This is a genomic window from Prochlorococcus marinus str. MIT 9302, assembly GCF_000759975.1.
Lineage (GTDB): Bacteria > Cyanobacteriota > Cyanobacteriia > PCC-6307 > Cyanobiaceae > Prochlorococcus_A > Prochlorococcus_A marinus_M.
Window position 1 is genome coordinate 86,713 of sequence record NZ_JNAM01000011.1, and the last position, 19,390, is coordinate 106,102.

At 29.7% G+C, this 19,390-nt stretch carries 17 protein-coding genes and 1 tRNA gene; 13 read left to right on the forward strand and 5 right to left on the reverse strand.

Going from position 1 to position 19,390, the window contains the following annotated elements; all coding sequences use genetic code 11:
- Positions 1-10: 10 nt before the first annotated feature.
- The 5 genes from EU96_RS02270 (at position 11) to EU96_RS02250 (ending at position 6,612) form a co-directional block, all read left to right on the forward strand.
- On the forward strand, positions 11-1,477 hold the full coding sequence (locus EU96_RS02270; RefSeq protein ID WP_032527125.1) for an AAA family ATPase: 1,467 nt from the start codon (positions 11-13) through the stop codon (positions 1,475-1,477).
- A 125-nt stretch (positions 1,478-1,602) separates the two neighbouring features.
- Positions 1,603-2,880, forward strand: coding sequence for a serine--tRNA ligase (gene serS, locus EU96_RS02265; protein WP_032527126.1), 1,278 nt, complete (start codon positions 1,603-1,605; stop codon positions 2,878-2,880).
- Between the two features lie 9 nt (positions 2,881-2,889).
- The gene (gene rseP / locus EU96_RS02260) at positions 2,890-3,969 is read left to right on the forward strand and encodes an RIP metalloprotease RseP (protein ID WP_032527127.1); all 1,080 of its coding nucleotides are present in this window, start codon (positions 2,890-2,892) and stop codon (positions 3,967-3,969) included.
- A gap of 65 nt (positions 3,970-4,034) precedes the next feature.
- On the forward strand, positions 4,035-4,337 hold the full coding sequence (gene rpsN, locus EU96_RS02255) for a 30S ribosomal protein S14 (RefSeq protein ID WP_032527128.1): 303 nt from the start codon (positions 4,035-4,037) through the stop codon (positions 4,335-4,337).
- Between the two features lie 109 nt (positions 4,338-4,446).
- A complete protein-coding gene (locus EU96_RS02250) occupies positions 4,447-6,612 on the forward strand; it encodes a polyribonucleotide nucleotidyltransferase (protein WP_032527129.1) in 2,166 nt (721 codons plus the stop codon).
- A gap of 4 nt (positions 6,613-6,616) precedes the next feature.
- Here EU96_RS02250 and EU96_RS02245 read toward each other — a convergent pair whose 3' ends face one another.
- Positions 6,617-7,513: a 3'(2'),5'-bisphosphate nucleotidase CysQ gene (locus tag EU96_RS02245; protein ID WP_032527130.1), complete on the reverse strand. Its 897-nt coding sequence runs from the start codon at positions 7,511-7,513 to the stop codon at positions 6,617-6,619.
- A gap of 3 nt (positions 7,514-7,516) precedes the next feature.
- Here EU96_RS02245 and rsmI point away from each other — a divergent pair, with 3 nt between their 5' ends.
- A complete protein-coding gene (gene rsmI, locus EU96_RS02240; protein ID WP_032527131.1) occupies positions 7,517-8,380 on the forward strand; it encodes a 16S rRNA (cytidine(1402)-2'-O)-methyltransferase in 864 nt (287 codons plus the stop codon).
- Between the two features lie 246 nt (positions 8,381-8,626).
- Here rsmI and EU96_RS02230 read toward each other — a convergent pair whose 3' ends face one another.
- Positions 8,627-9,310: a hypothetical protein gene (locus tag EU96_RS02230; protein WP_032527133.1), complete on the reverse strand. Its 684-nt coding sequence runs from the start codon at positions 9,308-9,310 to the stop codon at positions 8,627-8,629.
- Between the two features lie 234 nt (positions 9,311-9,544).
- Between EU96_RS02230 and EU96_RS02225 the strand changes: the two genes are divergently transcribed.
- A tRNA-Arg gene (locus EU96_RS02225) sits at positions 9,545-9,618 on the forward strand.
- Between the two features lie 109 nt (positions 9,619-9,727).
- Entirely contained in the window at positions 9,728-11,059 is a 1,332-nt protein-coding gene (locus tag EU96_RS02220; protein WP_032527134.1) for an O-antigen ligase family protein, read from the forward strand.
- Positions 11,060-11,212: 153 nt separating this feature from the next.
- Here the strand turns inward: EU96_RS02220 and EU96_RS02215 are convergent, their stop codons facing one another.
- A complete protein-coding gene (locus EU96_RS02215) occupies positions 11,213-11,911 on the reverse strand; it encodes a methyltransferase domain-containing protein (protein ID WP_193741349.1) in 699 nt (232 codons plus the stop codon).
- 580 nt (positions 11,912-12,491) lie between these two features.
- On the opposite strand from EU96_RS02215, the gene EU96_RS02210 reads away from it, so the two are divergent.
- The 5 genes from EU96_RS02210 (at position 12,492) to EU96_RS02190 (ending at position 17,420) form a co-directional block, all read left to right on the forward strand.
- The gene (locus tag EU96_RS02210) at positions 12,492-13,130 is read left to right on the forward strand and encodes a hypothetical protein (RefSeq protein ID WP_052044271.1); all 639 of its coding nucleotides are present in this window, start codon (positions 12,492-12,494) and stop codon (positions 13,128-13,130) included.
- A 330-nt stretch (positions 13,131-13,460) separates the two neighbouring features.
- Positions 13,461-14,633 carry a hypothetical protein gene (locus tag EU96_RS02205; RefSeq protein WP_032527136.1) on the forward strand — a complete coding sequence of 391 codons (1,173 nt, stop codon included), beginning with the start codon at positions 13,461-13,463 and terminating at the stop codon, positions 14,631-14,633.
- Between the two features lie 84 nt (positions 14,634-14,717).
- Entirely contained in the window at positions 14,718-15,485 is a 768-nt protein-coding gene (locus tag EU96_RS02200; RefSeq protein ID WP_032527137.1) for a class I SAM-dependent methyltransferase, read from the forward strand.
- 79 nt (positions 15,486-15,564) lie between these two features.
- Positions 15,565-16,671, forward strand: a complete 1,107-nt coding sequence (locus EU96_RS02195; RefSeq protein WP_032527138.1) for a DegT/DnrJ/EryC1/StrS family aminotransferase — start codon at positions 15,565-15,567, stop codon at positions 16,669-16,671.
- Positions 16,668-17,420, forward strand: coding sequence for a sugar transferase (locus tag EU96_RS02190; protein ID WP_032527139.1), 753 nt, complete (start codon positions 16,668-16,670; stop codon positions 17,418-17,420). The genes EU96_RS02195 and EU96_RS02190 overlap by 4 nt, the downstream gene beginning before the upstream one ends.
- 33 nt (positions 17,421-17,453) lie before the next feature.
- On the opposite strand, the gene EU96_RS02185 is transcribed toward EU96_RS02190, so the two are convergent.
- Both EU96_RS02185 and EU96_RS02180 read right to left on the reverse strand, forming a co-directional pair.
- Positions 17,454-18,437: an alpha-ketoacid dehydrogenase subunit beta gene (locus tag EU96_RS02185; RefSeq protein WP_032527427.1), complete on the reverse strand. Its 984-nt coding sequence runs from the start codon at positions 18,435-18,437 to the stop codon at positions 17,454-17,456.
- On the reverse strand, positions 18,430-19,386 hold the full coding sequence (locus EU96_RS02180) for a thiamine pyrophosphate-dependent dehydrogenase E1 component subunit alpha (protein WP_158465674.1): 957 nt from the start codon (positions 19,384-19,386) through the stop codon (positions 18,430-18,432). The genes EU96_RS02185 and EU96_RS02180 overlap by 8 nt, the downstream gene beginning before the upstream one ends.
- Positions 19,387-19,390: the final 4 nt, after the last annotated feature.

Consider the following 19,390-nt stretch of genomic DNA (forward strand, 5'->3'; position numbering starts at 1 on the left):
ATCTTAAGTAATGAATTCTTGGTGTAGAAATTTAGAATTACTTATAAAGTCAAGAACCTCATTAATTTGGATAAGAACTAAAGAAGAGGAAAGATTAGAAAAGCTAATTAATTTTTCTTGTGAAAGATTAAATATTAAAAGATTCGTTTGCTGGGATTGTGTTAGCGGTATTAAAGGATTAATAAATGAAGAAGGCAAATTTTCTAATAATCCTTTAGGAGTGCTTAATTGGCTTAAGGAACAAAGTTCTGAAGTTTCAACGGTTTTATTAGTAAAAGATTTTCATAAATTTTATGATGATCCATCTATTAATAGAACTATTAAAGAACTATCTTCAGCTCTTAAGCAAACCAGTCATAATTTAATAATTAGTTCTCATCTATTTCCATCATCAGAAGAGCTAGATGAATTAATGACAATAATAAACTTACCTTTACCTGATCAAAAAGAATTGAAAAATCTAATAAAAAAAATTGCTATTAATACCAATTCAAATCTTGATGAAAAAGGTCTCAATGAACTTTCTATAGCTTCAAGTGGATTAACAGAAATAAAAGTAAAGCAAGTTACTGCAAAAGCTCTTGCTCAAAGAGGAAAAATAAGTAAAGAAGATATCAAAGATATTCTGGAAGAGAAAAAACAAGTTATAGCTAGAAGTGAAATTTTAGAATTTTTTGAAGCCAAATCAAGTCAAGATGATATTGGAGGTTTAAATGTTTTAAAAATTTGGCTTAATCAAAGATATAGGGCCTTTTCTAAAGAGGCTAGAGACTATGGACTACCTATTCCAAAAGGAGTCTTACTGGTAGGAGCGCAAGGAACAGGCAAATCACTTACTGCAAAATCAATTTCCAAAAGTTGGTCGATGCCACTTCTCAGGTTAGATGTGGGAAGACTATTTTCTAGCCTTGTTGGTTCAAGCGAGGCAAGAACGAGAGAAACGATATCGAGAGCTGAAGCCATGTCGCCTTGTATCCTTTGGATCGATGAAATAGATAAAGGCTTTGGTGGGGATGCAAGAAGTGATGGAGGGACAAGTCAAAGGGTTTTAGCAAGTTTGCTAACTTGGATGGCTGAAAAAGAATCTGCCGTATTTGTAATTGCCACCGCTAATGCTATAGATAAGCTTCCTGCTGAATTATTAAGGAAAGGGAGGTTTGATGAGATATTTTTTCTTGATTTACCAAATCCAGAAGAAAGATTAAGCATTCTTGATTTGCATTTAAAAAAAAGAAGGCCAAGTTACAGTTTTCCTCTCTCAACAATTATTGACAGAACAGAAGGATACTCAGGCGCAGAACTTGAACAAGCAGTGATAGAGGGGATGCACATTTCATTCTCTGAAAATAGAGAACTTATGGAGAAAGATTTAATAAAGGCTGTCTCTGAATTAGTTCCCTTATCCAGAACAGCTAAAGAGCAAATTGATTTGCTAAAAAAATGGTCATCTACAGGGCGGGCTCGCTCCGCCTCTTAAATAAATTTTTATTGATTTAAAAAATAAAATAAGTTAGGAATCATTAATTTAGTTAATTTTTCATCAAAAATCCCAAATAATGAATTGAGATTAACTATCTTAATTAAGGTATAAAAAAAAAAAGAGTGTTAGATCAAAAATTAATAAGAGAAAATCCAACATCTGTTGAAGAGAATTTGTCCTTAAGAGGAAAGTTATATGAAATATCCAACATACACGAATTAACTATTAAAAAAAAAGAAATTGATATAGAAATATCCGGTCTTCAATCTGAGAGTAAAAAATTAAGTAAATTAATTGGTCAAGAAATTAGCAAAACCCAAAGTAATAATTCTCTAGAACTAATAAATCTAAAGAAGAAGGGAAACGAACAAAGAATCAAAATTTCCGAATTGGAAGAGCAACAAAGAATATTAGGTAAAGAAATAAATAGTCAGATTTCAAATTTACCTAATTTCCCAAGTAACGATGCACCTATTGGAAAAGATGAAAGTAATAATGTCCAAGTAAAAACTTGGGGAGAGCCTTTGATACGAGAAAATCTTAAATCCCATTGGGAAATAGGAGAAAATCTTAATCTGTTTGACTCTATTAATTCAACAAAAATATCAAAAAGTCGTTTTATCACACTTATTGGTAATGGGGCCAGACTAGAAAGGGCATTAATAAATTTCATGCTCGATATGCATACTAAAAATGGTTATTTAGAGTTAATGCCTCCTGCTTTAGTAAATTCTGAAAGTCTTAAGGGGTCTGGACAATTACCTAAATTTTCAAATGAAAGTTTTAAGTGTTCTAATGATGATTTGTGGCTTTCTCCAACAGCTGAAGTTCCACTAACTGCATTTCATAGAAATGAGATTATTGATTCCAAGCAGTTACCTCTTAAGTATGTTGCATATAGCCCATGTTTTAGGAGAGAAGCTGGAAGTTATGGAAAGGATACTAAAGGTTTAATAAGACTTCATCAATTTAATAAGGTTGAACTATATTGGTTTTGTGATCCGAGTAAATCTTTAGAAGCTCATAAAAAGATTACTTCTGATGCCGAAAGCATTTTAAAAAAACTAAACCTACCCTACAGATTAGTAGATATCTGTACTGGTGACTTGGGCTTTTCTTCTAGTAGAACTTTTGATCTTGAAGTCTGGCTACCTAGTAGTAAATGTTATAGAGAAATTTCTAGTTGTAGCAATTGTTTGGACTTTCAAGCACGCAGATCATCAATAAGAACAAAAATTGATAAGAAAAATACATTTGTACACACCTTAAACGGTAGTGGCCTTGCTATTGGAAGAACAATGGCTGCGATTATTGAAAATGGCCAACAAAAAGATGGAAGTGTTAGGATTCCAGACTCTCTAGTACCATATTTTGGATCAAATTTTATAAAAACTGTCTAATATAAAAAAATGAATGTTTTAACTTCAATAACAGTTCTGGGATTTCTCATTTTTTTTCATGAGATGGGGCATTTTCTTGCAGCAATTTTGCAAGGTATTTATGTTGATGGATTTTCAATTGGTTTTGGACCCTCAATAATTAAGAAAAAATATAAAGATATTACTTATTCATTTAGAGCCTTTCCTTTAGGAGGTTTTGTTTCATTCCCTGATGAAGAACTAAATAATATTGACCCTAAAGATCCAAACCTCTTAAAAAATAGACCAATAATTCAAAGGGTTATTGTAATCTCTGCTGGAGTATTTGCTAACTTAATTCTTGCTTATTCTATTTTAATCATAAATGTAACTACTACAGGAATTCCTTATGATCCTGAACCGGGAATTTTAGTTTTAGCAACACAGCCTGAAAAGGCTGCTTATATAGCTGGCTTAGAACCAGGAGATAAAATTTTAAAAATAGAAGAAAGTTCCTTAGGAATTGGTGATCAAGCTGTTTCCACTTTGGTAAAAGAGATTCAAAATTCATCTGAGAACCCAATTTCAATAACAATTGAGAGGAATGGAGATTTTAAAGATTTAACTTTGATCCCAAAAAACGTTAAAGGGAAAGGGACAATTGGTGCTCAATTACAGCCTAATGTAAGAAAAGAAACAAAAAAAACAAAAAACATTTTTGTACTTTTTAAATACGTTAATAATGAGTTTTCATCACTTTTGGTAAAAACAATTCAAGGTTATAAAGGATTAATAACAAATTTCTCATCAACAGCTCAACAATTAAGCGGGCCAGTAAAAATAGTTGAAATTGGAGCTCAATTATCCCAACAAGGAGGGACAGGTATATTATTATTTGCAGCTTTAATTTCTATTAATTTAGCAGTACTAAATTCCTTGCCTTTACCATTACTTGATGGAGGGCAACTTATTTTCACATTAATTGAGGGTTTTAGAGGAAAACCTGTCCCAGTAAAGTTGCAAATGGTTGTTACTCAATCCAGTTTTTTTCTTTTAGTTGGGCTAAGTGTTCTATTAATTATTAGAGATACTAGTCAACTTTTAATCGTTCAAAAATTATTAAACCAATAAATTAATTTCAAGAATTGTTGGCTGAGCTGTTATTATAAAAATAATATTTTAAAAAATTTTCTTAAATGGCTAAAAAGTCCATGATTGCGAGAGAGGTCAAACGCAAAAAACTAGTAAAGAAATATGCTACAAAAAGGAAATCATTATTAGATGAATTTAAGGCTGCTAAAGATCCTATGGAAAGGTTAGAAATACATAGAAAGATTCAAGGTCTGCCAAGAAACTCTGCTCCAAATAGAGTTAGAAATAGATGTTGGGCAACTGGCAAGCCAAGAGGAGTGTACAGAGATTTTGGTCTTTGTAGGAATCAGTTAAGACAAAGAGCTCATAATGGAGAACTTCCAGGAGTAGTTAAATCAAGTTGGTAGTAAAAGTTCTTTTTTAAAATAAAAATTTTTACAGCTTATCTAAATAATTTACTCAATATGTCCCTATAAAGTGTAAGAATAAATTATGTATAGATTTATAATTTAAAAAGTGGAAGGACAAAATAAGTCGATCACGTTTGACGGACGAGAGATACGACTAACTACAGGACTATATGCTCCTCAGGCAAATGGATCAGTAATGATTGAGTGTGGAGACACTTCTCTATTAGTTACAGCTACAAAAACTACGAAAAAAGAAGTTTCGGACTTTCTGCCTCTAATATGTGACTATGAGGAAAAACTATATGCTGCAGGGAGAATTCCAGGTGGTTTCATGAGGAGAGAAGGCCGCCCTCCAGAAAGAGCGACTTTAATTTCAAGATTGATTGATAGGCCAATGAGGCCACTTTTCCCTTCATGGATGAGAGATGAGATACAAATAGTTGCTTCTTGCCTTTCTCTAGATGAAAGAGTTCCAGCAGATGTTCTTGCTGTTACTGGAGCTTCAATAGCCACACTACTCGGAGAGATACCATTTCATGGGCCAATGGCTGCAGTTAGAGTTGGGCTCATAGGAGATGATTTCATCTTAAACCCAAGTTATAGAGAGATAGAGAAAGGAGATTTAGACATTGTTATCGCAGGATCTCCTGACGGAATTGTCATGATTGAAGCAGGTGCTAACCAATTATCAGAGCAAGATACTATTGAAGCTATAGATTTTGGATATGAGGCGGTTACCGAGCTTATTAAATCTCAAGAAGATTTGCTAAAAGAATTAGGAATAAAGCAGATTAAACCATCTACTCCTGAAGAAGACAAAACATTAACCTCATACTTAGAAAAAAATTGTTCAAAAGCTATAGACCTTGTTCTAAAGAAATTTGATCAATCAAAAGAAGAAAGGGATCTTGAACTTGAAAAGATAAAACTTGAAGTTCAAGACAAAATTGGATCTTTGAAAGATGATAACCAATTAAAAATCTTATTATCAGAAAACGACAAGTTAATGGGTTCTGACTTTAAGAAATTAACAAAAAAACTAATGAGGTCACAAATTATTAATGACGGGAAAAGAGTCGATGGCCGCGAATTAGATGAAGTCAGAAAGATTTCAGCATCTGCAGGAATACTTCCAAAAAGAGTTCATGGTTCTGCATTATTTCAAAGAGGTTTGACTCAAGTCTTATCAACAACAACTTTAGGAACTCCAAGTGACGCTCAGGAAATGGATGACCTTAATCCAAGTACTGAAAAAACTTATCTGCATCACTATAATTTCCCACCATATTCAGTTGGGGAAACTAGACCCATGAGAACCCCTGGCAGAAGAGAAATTGGCCATGGAGCTTTAGCTGAGAGAGCAATAATTCCTGTACTTCCAGGAAAAGAAACATTTCCATATGTGTTAAGGGTTGTTAGCGAAGTTTTAAGTTCGAACGGATCAACTTCTATGGGTTCTGTATGTGGAAGTACACTTTCTTTATTAGATGCAGGAGTTCCTTTAAAAGCCCTTGTCAGTGGTACCGCCATGGGGTTAATCAAAGAAGGTAAAGAGGTACGAATTCTTACAGATATTCAAGGCATCGAGGACTTCCTTGGGGATATGGACTTTAAAGTTGCTGGTACTGAAAAGGGAATAACAGCATTACAAATGGATATGAAAATTACAGGTCTGTCCGTTTCTGTTATTTCTGATGCAATCAAAAAAGCTCGCCCTGCAAGACTACATATCTTAGAAAAAATGCAAGAGGCAATAGATAAACCCCAAGAATCATTATCTCCTCATGCGCCAAGACTCTTAAGCTTTAGGATTGATCCAGAGCTAATAGGGACAGTCATTGGACCAGGCGGAAGAACCATTAAAGGAATTACCGAAAGAACAAATACAAAAATCGATATTGAAGATGGAGGGATTGTTACCATCGCATCACATGATGGCGCTGCTGCTGAAGAAGCTCAGAAGATAATAGAAGGATTAACTAGAAAAGTCCACGAAGGTGAAATCTTCACAGGAGTTGTAACTCGAATAATTCCGATTGGCGCATTTGTTGAAATTCTCCCTGGTAAAGAGGGAATGGTTCACATATCCCAACTATCTGAAGCTAGAGTAGAGAGGGTTGAAGATGTTGTAAGGCAAGGTGATGATGTAACTGTAAGGGTTCGCGAAATTGACAGTAGAGGAAGGATCAATCTTACTTTGAGGGGAGTTTCACAAAATGCTGGCATGCCATATCCCGAGCCAACGCCTACCCCAGTAGCACCTTTAAACTAATACTCTAAGGATAAATATTATATTCTTCAATAATTGCTTTTACTTCAGAGCAGATTCTTTTATGATTCTCCTTATTATTAGAGGCAATTATTATTCCTGAATGTTTTAGATCAGTTCTACCATAAACCAAATCTTCATTATCAACATTAGTTATTGATCCCCCAGCCGCTTTTAAAATAGCTTCTGGTGCAGCAAAATCCCAATCTTTTGGAGCAGTTTTGCCTGGCAAACTCAATGCAATATAAATATCACTATCTCCTCTAATAATTGAAGCGACTTTGCAACCAATACTACCCATTACAATAGTTTTCTTAAAATTAATCTTTTCAATTAAATCCTTTAATTTTTCATTCTTGTGGTTTTTACTTGTAACTATAGTCATTTCTTTGAGTATATTTGTATCAGACAAATTTTGCTTTCGAATATTTCCGTCTCTGTTCTCACACCAAAGTTTTTCTGCAAAAGAAATCCATAATTCATCTTTTTCGGGGATAAGCACAACACCAATATATGGCTTTCGTTTATAGTTCAAGGCTAAATGCATTGCATAATTTTGCGTTCCTTGAATAAAATCTTTAGTTCCGTCTAGAGGATCAAGAACCCAAAGCCAGTCAACGTTATTGGAAAAATTAGATTCTATTTTGAAATTTTCTTCGCTCAAGATATCCCAATTTGTATCTTGATATTTTTGGTTTATTCTGTTAATAATTAATTCGTTTACTTCTAAATCAGCTAATGTTACTGGGTCATTATTATTTTTATTTTTAAGAATTTCATTTTTTTGATCTAAATTTTTAATACTATTGGCATAGTACAACAAGATATCTGCAGCTTCCCAACTAAAAATTCTCAGATTATCTATTAGATTATTAATTTCTACTCCGGAAGGTAATTTAATCACTTAATGAAAAATATTTCCCTATTATCTCATAGAAAAGAAGAACCTGAGGAAGGAATTTTATATTTGGTTGGCACACCAATTGGGAATTTAAATGATATTTCCCCTAGAGCAATTAATATTCTTGCAAAGGTCTCTCTAATTGCTTGCGAAGATACAAGACAAACCAGAAAAATAATGAATAAATTTAGTATTTCTAATAATTTAGTAAGTTTTAATAAAGAAAATTCTTTAAAAAAAATTCCGAAATTAATTAATGATCTAAAAGCGGGCAAGTCAATCGCGCTTGTTAGTGATGCAGGAATGCCAGGAATCTGTGACCCTGGGGAAAGAATAGTCAGTCAAGTCAAATCTCAGGGATATGATGTTATTTGTATACCAGGTGCCTGTGCTGCAATAACAGCTCTCGTATCAAGTGGAATGCCATCTTCTAAATTTATATTCGAAGGTTTCCTTCCCAAGAAAAAAGTTGATAGAGAAAAAATTCTTTTGGAAATTAGTAAAAATGAAAAAACAACTATAGTTTATGAATCTCCCCATCGTCTTATGAAATTGTTGAGAGAATTATTATATTTCTGTGGAGGTGAAAGAGAAATTCTTGTAGCAAGAGAATTAACTAAAAAATTTGAGGAACATGTTGGTAACAGGATTGAAAGTACAATAGATTTTTTTAAAAACAAAGAGGTAATTGGTGAAATAACTATAGTAATAAGAGGTATTAAAAAAGATAAGAATGAAGAGATTAATAAGTCAGATTTAAAAAAGGATCTAAATGAATTAGTTAAGGCAGGTTTAAGTTTATCGGCAGCTTCAAAGTATTTAGCAAAAAAATATGGCATCAAAAAAAGCATAATTTATAATTTAAATTAGATTTCACAAAAATTAAATATATGTCATTGATAATAAAAAAAATAATTCTTGCAACTACTTTCAATTCTTGCTTATTCCTATTGTTAATAGTTGGGATTCAAAATAGCTCTAATAAAAGTAAGGTTAACTTTTTAATAAACGAGACGGTTAAATTACCAATAAGTTTTATTGTTGGAGCAAGTTTTATCAGCGGTTCTTTAATAGGAAGTTTTTTTAACCTTAATTTAAACAAGAAAAATTAATAGTTTAAAGAGCTATAAGTTTCTCATCACTTACAATCCTGGATATCCCTCTTGAAATTAGTATAGGAGAGACAATTCTAAATACATCTGTATTAGGAACCTTAATAACTTTTTGTTCCTTACTACAAGCTCTTTTTGCTAATTTTAAATCGAAATATATTTCTATTGTTTTTCTCTGTAAGTCCTCATTGGGAAGGAATTCCCATTCTGGATAATCTTTCAATAATTTAATTTCTAATTCAATATTTTTATGAACAATCATATAAACAGTATTAGGAAAATCAATTTCCTGTATAGGTATGGATGACAATTCTTTGCGAGGAACATTTTCTATTTCGAAATGCAAAGGAGAAATTTCAACAAATTCTGTATTTGAGAAATTATTATCTTCAGATTGATTAGCATCAAAAGTTTTTTCATCGCTAAATTCATTTTTAGAAATTTTCTTTGTCAATTCAAGATTATTTTTTTTATTTTTACCCTTTTCTAATAAAGTATTTAACTCATGAAAATCTTTATTCTTTTCGAGTAATTCCTTATATATTATTTCCCCAAGATTTTTCTTCAAGTTTCTAGTTATTGTTAATATTGAACAATGAAATTCTTCCGATAAAGCTTCAATAGTTTTACCATTTTTAAAATATTCGGCTATTTCACTTTTTTGTTTTTCTGTAAGTCTTTTAGCCAAATTTAATTGTTATATTCAATCCCAATTTTACAATAATTCAGAGAAAAAAATAGATATCATTATAAAAATGATTTTATAAATATATAGTATTTCTTTTTGATAATTTACTTGTTGAGAGTGCTGGGCTGTTTTAAAATAAAAAGGTTATTTAGTTTATTTATACAGAGGCCGGTCAAAAAAGGTGGAATTTCATCTATGGGAACTGCTCTCAAAGATAAAACCAAAGAACTTCTAGCTTCCTTAGCTCAGCTGGATAGAGCAACTGCCTTCTAAGCAGTGGGCCGCAGGTTCGAATCCTGCAGGAAGCGTAAATTGAACTTTTTTTAAAACAGCTCTAACATGAACAATCCTCAAAATGACTCAATGAAATTCTCATCATGAACATTATTGTTATTATTCAGTAGATAAATATTTTTTTTGAAAACTATATTAAATTTCAAAACTGGAAATTTTCTTTTTCGAACAGGTATCTTTTTATTAGTTTCTGCTCCTATATTTTCTTCATTTCTATTCCTTTTTTCGATATTTATATCCTCTTATAAAAATTACAAAAATTTCTTACTTGATAAATGGAACTATCCATTCTTTTTAGCAAGTCTTTTTCTAATAATTTCAGTATCCATATCAAGTTTAGATCCTTTCTCTAATAAAATTGAAGGCTGGAGCAATTATTTAAACTGGGTAAGTCTTTTTAATTGGCTTCCATTGTTTTTTTGCATATGGGCATTCAAACCTTACTTATGTTCTTCAAAATCAAGAAAAATAATTTTGTTACTTTTACTCAGTGGCTCGGTTCCTCTCATAATTTCAGGTTTTCTTCAGGTCTTTTTTGATATGCATGGGCCCTTCAATATTTTTAATGGATTAATAATATGGTTCCAAAGAGAAGGTGAACCTGGTCTTACTGGACTATTCAATAATAGAAATTACGCAAGTTTATGGTTCACAATATTGTGGCCTATTTGTTTGGCTATATTGTCTCAACGAAAAAATGGATCAAAATTTTACATTTATATTTTTAGTATTTTAATAATTTCTTCTATTTATTTGACATTTTCTCGAAATGGATTAATTAATCTATTTTTATCTTCTTTCATATTCTTAAAAGCTTCTTTATCAATTTGGATATTTCTTTTTTTAATTTTATTGATAACTTTATTAATAGCTGCCGTAACAAATATTTTTCCTATAAGTCTTAAAGAATTTGCAATAAGTATTTTACCCTCAGAGGTAATAGGAAGATTTTCAATATTCGAAAATCTTGAGGTTTTCACTTCTAATGCAAGATTCTCAATTTGGCTAAGCGCGTTGGAGTTTATAAAAGAAAGACCTTTCCTAGGCTGGGGAGCAGCAAGTTTTCCTATTCTATATGAAACACAACATGATATATGCTGTTATAAATCATATCTTCAATGGTATGGTCATACGCACAATATTCAACTTGAAATGGCTTTAAATTATGGTCTACCTTTTTCATTATTAATAAATACAATATTAATTTTTGTTTTTTATAAATCTTTTAAGAAAATTTTCCTCTTCAAAAGAAAAGATAAGAATCTTGAAGAAATAAACTTAAACAAGTTTGAAAAAGCATGGTGGACATCATCCTTTACTTTCTTTTTCAGTCAATTATTTGATATACAGTATTACGACCTGAGACTAAATATTATTTTTTGGATATTTATATCCGGATTAATAGTTAAGATTCAAGAACCTGTTAAAAAAGCTAAGAATTTACAAGAAATTTAGAATATTTATAAATATTTCTTTAATTAAAAAGATATTGAAATTATGAATATTTAGTAAATACCTTCTATTTTTTTTTATCTTAAACATAATAAAAGAAAATTTATATTAATATTTTTTATTTATATATTAAAAAATAAATTAATTATGAAAAGTTTAATTTGATTTTTTTAAAATAATATGGGCGGAAGTAGCTTTCCAAGATGAATTAAGATTTTTGTAAGAATCCAAGATCTGGGTTGGAATATTTTTTTCGGCAAAAAACAAATCATCCTTAATTGTTCTAAATCCTATCTTTTTAAAAATATCTATATATTCATAATGTCTTAAACGATTTTGAAAGTGGATTTTATGATTATATCTTTTCCATTGATGGTGCGAAAACTTTAAGAAATTCAATAATGAAATATTATTGTCTGTATGAGCATAATGATCTGAGTAATCAATTATTAAAGAAACTATACCTTCATCTTTTAATTTCTTATAAAGTTCAGAAAAGATCAAAATAATATCAAACTTAGGTATATGCTCAAGAGTATTTGTAGAAATGCATGCGTCTATGGACCTATCAGATAAATGTATTTTAGTTGCATCATATGGAGCTATATAATAAATACCATATGCCTCTAAATCATTTTGATTTTTTATCTTAATGCTTGATCTTAACTTTTTCGTTTCTAATAGTTTTTGACGTTCATAATCAACCAATTCGAAGTCAAGCATTGGATATAAATCAACAACAAATTGCCTTTTAACAAAATTACTTAAATATAGATTCTGGGCTAAAGATTTTCCTGCCCCAAATTCAAAAACAACATTTTTAGTTTTATATTTATTTAATGCATCTTTATGCATTTCCCAGTCTGAAGAATATAGTAATGAATTTATTCTTGAGCGCTTCGTTATATATTTTTGTAAAAAATAAAGTAATTTTTGTAGACACAGATAATCAATAAAAATAAAGATTAAAGATTTAATTTTCCAAGGTATATTATATTTACTTTTAGTTCTCTTAAGTCTCATTTAAAAAATATTTAATTTATCAATAATATAAGATCATCAAATATATTTTTTGAATTTACAAGTAATTTGAATTTAATTTTAAACTTCATTCTCCAAATTAATATTAATAAATTAATTAATTTCTTAATTATTTTGGGTAAATTAACTCTTTCCAAATAATGAAAACGTATTCAAACTATAAAACATAATTAAGGAATAAGTTAATGAAATAATAATTTGTTATGCTCCATAAAAAATAAAATTTACAAAGATAATCAATTTAAATATAAAAATTAGATTAATCAAAATTCTTAAATATCAAATAATATTTACTTTAAAGGTGATTTATAAAAAAATTCAGAAGGAAATCATATTATTATCTTTTATAAACAAATTTGATATTTATAGTAAAGTAGATTATTAATTTTGCTCAATGTTTAAAAAAATTATCAAATCATTTATACCCCCTATTATTCATTATTTAAATTTAAAGATTTTTTCAAGTAAAAAACATTCGCTTTTCGATGGAGATGATTTTCTTTTTAAAAAATCAATAGAGGGTATAAAAATTTATGGAGAGTATGGTTGTGGACTATCTTCAAAATGGGTGCTTAGCAATACTTCTTCTAAAGTTATATCAGTTGATTCTTCTAAAGAATGGGTGAAAAAAGTAAAAAAAGAAAATAAAAAGCATCAGTCCAGACTGTTGATAAATCATGTTGATTTAGGAAGAGTTGGTAGTTGGGGAAGGCCAATAAGCTATGAAAAGAGCTATAAATTTTCAGATTATACAGACTATATTTGGAAACAGCCAGAAAAGCCAAAGATAGTATTAATTGATGGAAGATTTAGGGTCTGTTGTTTTCTTACTTCATTAAAATTTGCAGAAGCTGGTACAAAAATAATCTTTGATGATTATGTAAACCGACCCTATTATCATTTTATTGAAAAATATGTTTCACGTATTAATCAATGCGGCAGACAATGTTTATTTATAGTTCCTTCAAAAAGTAAAATAGATATTGATTCACTTAATAAAGACATTGATGCTTTCAGATACGTTATGGATTGAGATTGATCAAGAAATATAATTTAACTAAAAATAAATAATTAATTTGATTAAAAAATATTGGATAAATTTTTATTGGGATTAATACAGATTTGTATAAAGTTGTTTTCAAATAAAAAGGGATAAGGCTCTAATTACAAATAATTGGCGAAACTTTATAACATCAAAAAGGAATTCCATAACTTTTGAGTATTAATTTTTTTTCAAATCATAAATGATGTTATAAAATTAAAAACATGAATTATGTTTTTTGGAGAAAAAAGATATCTTTAATAATTTTTTTAAATAAAGTAAGAAATTTAATTATTTATTGATATGTGGTATCGAATAGTAATGTTAAGTTCATTAATTGGACGCGTATTAACTGTAGGCATTTTAACCAAATTTAATTATTTGGAAACAGCGGGAGCGTTGGCTTTATTATTTACAACTAGTACTTTATTTAATAATGCTCTACCTCCCCTACATAAAGAAATATATATCAAAGCTGTCAAAAATAAGGTTTATAATTTCAGGGAAATTTTTATAAATTATTTTTACCCCCTTTTCTTAATTTTATTATTTTCATCATTTATAGTCTGCATATTAATTAGAAATTTTTTAGATCAATTTGAAACTTCTTTTTTATTAAATTTATTAATCTTTTTTTACTTATTTTCTGAAAAAATATTCGATGAGTTTCATAGATATTCTCTTACTTTTAAGAAGTATTTTCCATGGAATATCATTGGCATTTGGAGAAATCCAGTAAACAACATAATCTTTTTTACCTTAATAATTTCAGGTAAATATTCAGAGCAATACATTTTTAATTTTATTTTAATGATGTTACCTATTTCCACTCTAAGTCCATTCTTGTTAATAATAAAACCATTTAAAATATGGAAATCTTTAAATTATTATTATAAGTTAATTAAAAATTCAAGCTTCAAATTACCAATAAATCCACCACTTCTCAAAGCTTGGTTAATTTCATTGTCAATGCTTTTACCAACCTATAGCGAAAGGATTGCATCTTTAACAGCAGGGTCAAAAGAAACTAGTAAGATGTATATTGCAGTTGCAATATTCCAATTAATAACATTTATTATAGATTTTCAAATTCTTTCAAATAAAAAAGCTGAAATAATAAAAAACAAGACATTAAAACAACTTTTGAAAAATTCTAAGATATTTTTATTCTCTTTTTTTATAATCACATTTGTATGCTTGGGATATGCTTTTTTAAACATTTCCGATGGATTATACAATAATCTCACAAGTATATTTACGTTAATAATTTTAGGATTAAGTATAGTGCTGAATTCTCTTTCCTTAATCCAAGAACAAAGAATTTTTTGGGCAAAAAGATATAAAGCAATTTTCATAGAAATGTTAATAATTTCATCTTTATTATTATTTTCTTTTATCTTCTTACGCTTTAATACTCTTATATTATCTATTGGTATAATTTCCGCAAATATAGCTAGATTCACAATCTCAACTAAAATTGCGAATGAATATTAAAAACTTTTAAGTCATTAATCCCAGCTATTTCATATTATAAAGTCTAATTTAAAGTACAAATTATTAACTAACTTTATTTTATAAGTGATAAAAAAATCGGATTTTGAAATTGAACGTGAAAGATATTCAAAAAGGGCGAAAATAAATAAACAGAATTCAAAAAATTCCCAATTAAAAAAAAGAAAGAATAATTTAATAGATGCACCCTATATTGAAATTTATTTTAAATCCCTTATTAGAAATTCAAAAAAAGGATTTAAAATTTTAGAAATTTGCTGTGGTGAAGGTGAAAGTAGTTTACCAATTTTAGAAAATTATCAAGATATAACATTTGCAGATATATCAAAAAATTCACTTGATGTTATTAAAAAAAACTGTAGTTCTTTTTCAACAAAATCTATTAGTTTTAAGGAATGTAATATGGAATTCCTTCCCTTTGATAATGATATATTTGATATTGTTGCATGTGCAGGAGGTCTAAGTTACGGAAACAATAAATTAGTTTTAAATGAAATCCATAGAGTTTTAAAACCAAATGGAATTTTTATAGGTATTGATTCCCTAAATGAAAATCCTATTTATAAATTAAATAGATACATTCATTATTTAAAGGGAAATAGAACAAGAAGTACTTTAAAAAGAATGCCAGATATGAAATTACTAGAAGATTATAAGCGTAAATTTGGGATTACAAAAATAAACTTTTCAGGAAAATTAATTTGGATGTTCTATCCCTTATCAAAAATAATCGGTTATAAAAAAACTAAGATTTTATCTGATCTTTTTGATAAAAACCTACCAAAATGGATGTCCTTTAAATTTATTATTGAAGCAAAAAAGATATATAGATAAATACATTATCTATATTAATAAAATGATTTTTTTAAAAAATAATCCTACAATATATAATTAATAATAGTTTTTTTTTGTTTTGAAAAATATCCCTTTTTGCGACTACAAAAAACTTTACCTTAATCATAGAGAAAATTATTTACAAATAATTGATGAAGTTGCAAGCAATGGCGGATTTATCATGCAACAAGCAAAAAAAGATTTTGAGAAGGAACTATCGGAATTTACAGGTTGTAATCATGCAATAGGAGTAGGAAATTGCACCGATGGTCTAGAAATAATTTGGCAATCGATAGGACTAAGGCCTGGTGATGAAGTAATTTGCTCTTCACATACTTTTATAGCTACAGCATCATCTATAGTCATGGCTGGAGGAGTCCCCAAACCTGTTGAAATAGGGGATGATAATTTAATATGTACAGAAGCAATTTCGGATGCAATTAATTCGAGAACAGTCGGAATAATGCCAACCCAACTTAATGGGAGAATATGTGATATGGATAAGATTATTAATATAGCTAATAAACATAAATTATTTGTTGTGGAAGACGCTGCTCAAGCTTTAGGCGCAAGATACAAGGGGAAACATGCAGGGACATTTGGGATTGCTGGTGCTATTAGTTTTTATCCAGCTAAGGTTATGGGATGTTTTGGAGATGGAGGCGCCTTGGTAACAAATAATTATGATATTTTTAATAGATCTCATCAGCTTCATGATCAAGGAAGAGATGTCAATGGAGATCTAAAGTCATGGGGTAGAAATAGTAGATTAGATAATATTCAGGCTGCAATACTTTCATATCAACTGCAGAAATATCCTGCAGTAATTCAAAGAAGAAGAGAAATCGCTGCCTATTATCACAATAGATTATCTCAATTAAACGAGCTTAAGCTTCCACCACCGCCACTTGAGGACGCAGATAATTTTGATATTTTTCAAAACTACGAATTTATGGCGGATAATAGAGATGAATTAAAGAAATATCTAGAAGAAAATGGTATCAAAACTTTAATTCAGTGGAATGGTAAAGGGATACATCAATGGGAATCATTAGGATTTACAGTTAAATTGCCTAAAGTAGAAGATTTCTTCAAAAAATGCATAATGATACCAATATGGGATTATTTAATGGATGAAGAAGTAAGTTACATAGCTGATAAAATTATTTCTTTTTATCGAAAATGATTTTTACTCATTCATTCAAAAAACGTATATTTGATATTATTTTTAGTTTTATAGGATTAGTACTTGTAATACCATTAATAATTCCCTTTATATTTTTAATTTGGTTACAAGACTTTGAGAACCCTTTTTACATAGCTGATAGGGTTGGTTTAAATTTTAAGAAATTTAAAATAATAAAACTTAGATCTATGATAGTAAAAGCGGATAAATCAAAAGTAGATTCTACAAGTGCAAATGATCCAAGAATAACAAAAGTTGGAGCGATTATAAGAAAACTGAAATTAGACGAATTAACTCAGCTTTTTAATGTTTTCAAAGGGGAAATGTCATTTGTAGGACCCAGGCCTAATGTTGAGAGAGAAACAAATTTATATAGCAATAAAGAAAAAGAGCTCCTAAAAGTTAAACCTGGGATAACAGATTTTGCTTCTATAGTATTTTCTGATGAATCAGAAATTTTAAAAGATCACCAAAACCCGGATATTGCATATAATCAGTTGATTAGACCAAGAAAAAATTTCTTAGCACTAACTTACATTAAAAATAAATCAATCATATTAGATTTAAAAATAATACTCCTTACAATTTTCGCTTTTATTAATAAAAGAAAAACTCTAAGTCTGATTATAAGAATACTTAGAAGTTACGAAACTCCAGAAGAAATTATTGAAATGGCAAGAAGGAATAATAAATTAACCCCCATGGCTCCTCCAGGTTTAAAAGATATTATCTATTCAAGGGAAATTTAGTTAATTAAATATAAAAGGTTCAATGCATAATATTCAAAAATGGTATGAATCATTTATAAATTTAATAATATTTTCTTCATTAGGATAATAATCTTTCTCATGAACCTCACTTGAAGGAGCAGGACAATCAGGGAGAGTGATTCTTCTCGGAGGGTCAATTAGAGTATTTGTTGGAATATGCTCAACAATTGAAGTTATTACTTCAGAAGCCATTCCACATGTTTTCCAACCTGAGTCTATTACTAGTAATCTTTTTGTTTTTAATACAGAATTTAATATATTTTCTGACTTAAAAGGATTTAAAACTCTTAAATCGAAAACTTCAGCGCCTATTCCATCAGAATCGAGTTTTGTCGAGGCCTTTAATGCAAGATTTGTTGAATAACCAGATCCAACAATAGTGATTTGATCTCCATTCTTCAAACATTTAGGAGTTATAAACTTTAATGGTGTTTCTTTAATAGGTTTTAAATTAGCCGTCTGCTCATATAACCATCTATCGTCTATATAAATTACAGGATCTGGGCATAAAACTGAGGCTATGAGTAGATCTCTTGCATCCTCGACTGTAGAAGGCATGACTACTCGAATTCCTGGAATATGAGCGAACCAACTATGTAAAGCTTGCGAGTGTTGTGCGCCTTGAGACCCACCTCTATTAATAATGGACCTTATCGTAACTGGTGCATTTAATTGTCCACCAAACATATATGACCATTTAGCGGCTTGATTTACAATTGAATCCATGGCATAAAGCATGAAATCCATTCTAGGATGAACTATTATTGGCTTCATCCCACAAATAGAAGCTCCAACCGCAGCACCAGTGCAGGCAGATTCGGATACTGGGGTATCAATTATTCTGTCCTTGCCATATTTTTTATCTAAATTTTTCATAGTATTTCCGACGTACCAAGGGCTCCATAAACCTTGACCTAAAACAAAGACTTCTGGATAATTTCTTAATAAGTAATCAAAGCCACTTAAAATAGCGTCAGAATATGTTGTCTTAATCATATTTAAAAACATTATCTAAAAGTGATTTTCTATCAGGGAAATCATCTTTTAAAGCTTTTTCCCAATTTTCATCGATCAACTCATCAACTTTTGAATCTAAAGTATTCTGATTTTCTATTGTCCAAATTTTATTATTAATCATTGCATCACTCAACCTCTTAATTGGATCTCTTTTTTTCCAATTTAATAAATCTTTTTTTGACCTAGCAACACCTACATCAATATCTTCCCTCCAATCAACATGACCGAACCATCTATAGGTAATTGCTTCTATTAAATAAGGTTCAGGTTTTAATCTCATCCTTCTTATGAATTCTGATGATGTTCTATAAATTTCCAAAACATCATTACCATCAACTAGTTTAGTTTCTATTTCATGAGCTTTAGCAAATCTATTAATAGTATTTAAAGGTTGTCTTAAGCTCATATGCATATGGCTTGAAAACAAATTATTTTCTACAACAAATAAAATAGGAATATTTGAAACTCTTGCAAAATTTAGTGACTCATGAAATACACCTTCTTCAGTAGCTCCATCTCCCAAATAAGAAATTGCAATATCTCCAGATTTTTGTAATTTGGATGCTAATCCTGCACCTAGAGCTAAGGGTACTGTTCCTGTAACTATTGGGACAGATCCCAAAAAACCTTTTGATTTGCTGGCAAGATGCATCGAACCTCCCATACCAGCGGAAAATCCTGTATTTCTCCCCAAAACTTCAGCGAATAGCTTATGTAAATCATTATCTACTCCTAAAATATGAGAATGGGATCTATGTGCACCGAAAATACGATCTGTATTTCTTAAATTTTTAGAAACACCTACTGCTATAGCTTCTTGGCCTACACCTAAATGAACTGGCCCCTTGATTAAACCATTTTTTTTTGCTTCTGCAATCTTTATTTCTGCTGCTCTTATAACACTCATTGACATAAGGAAATCTTCCAAAAAA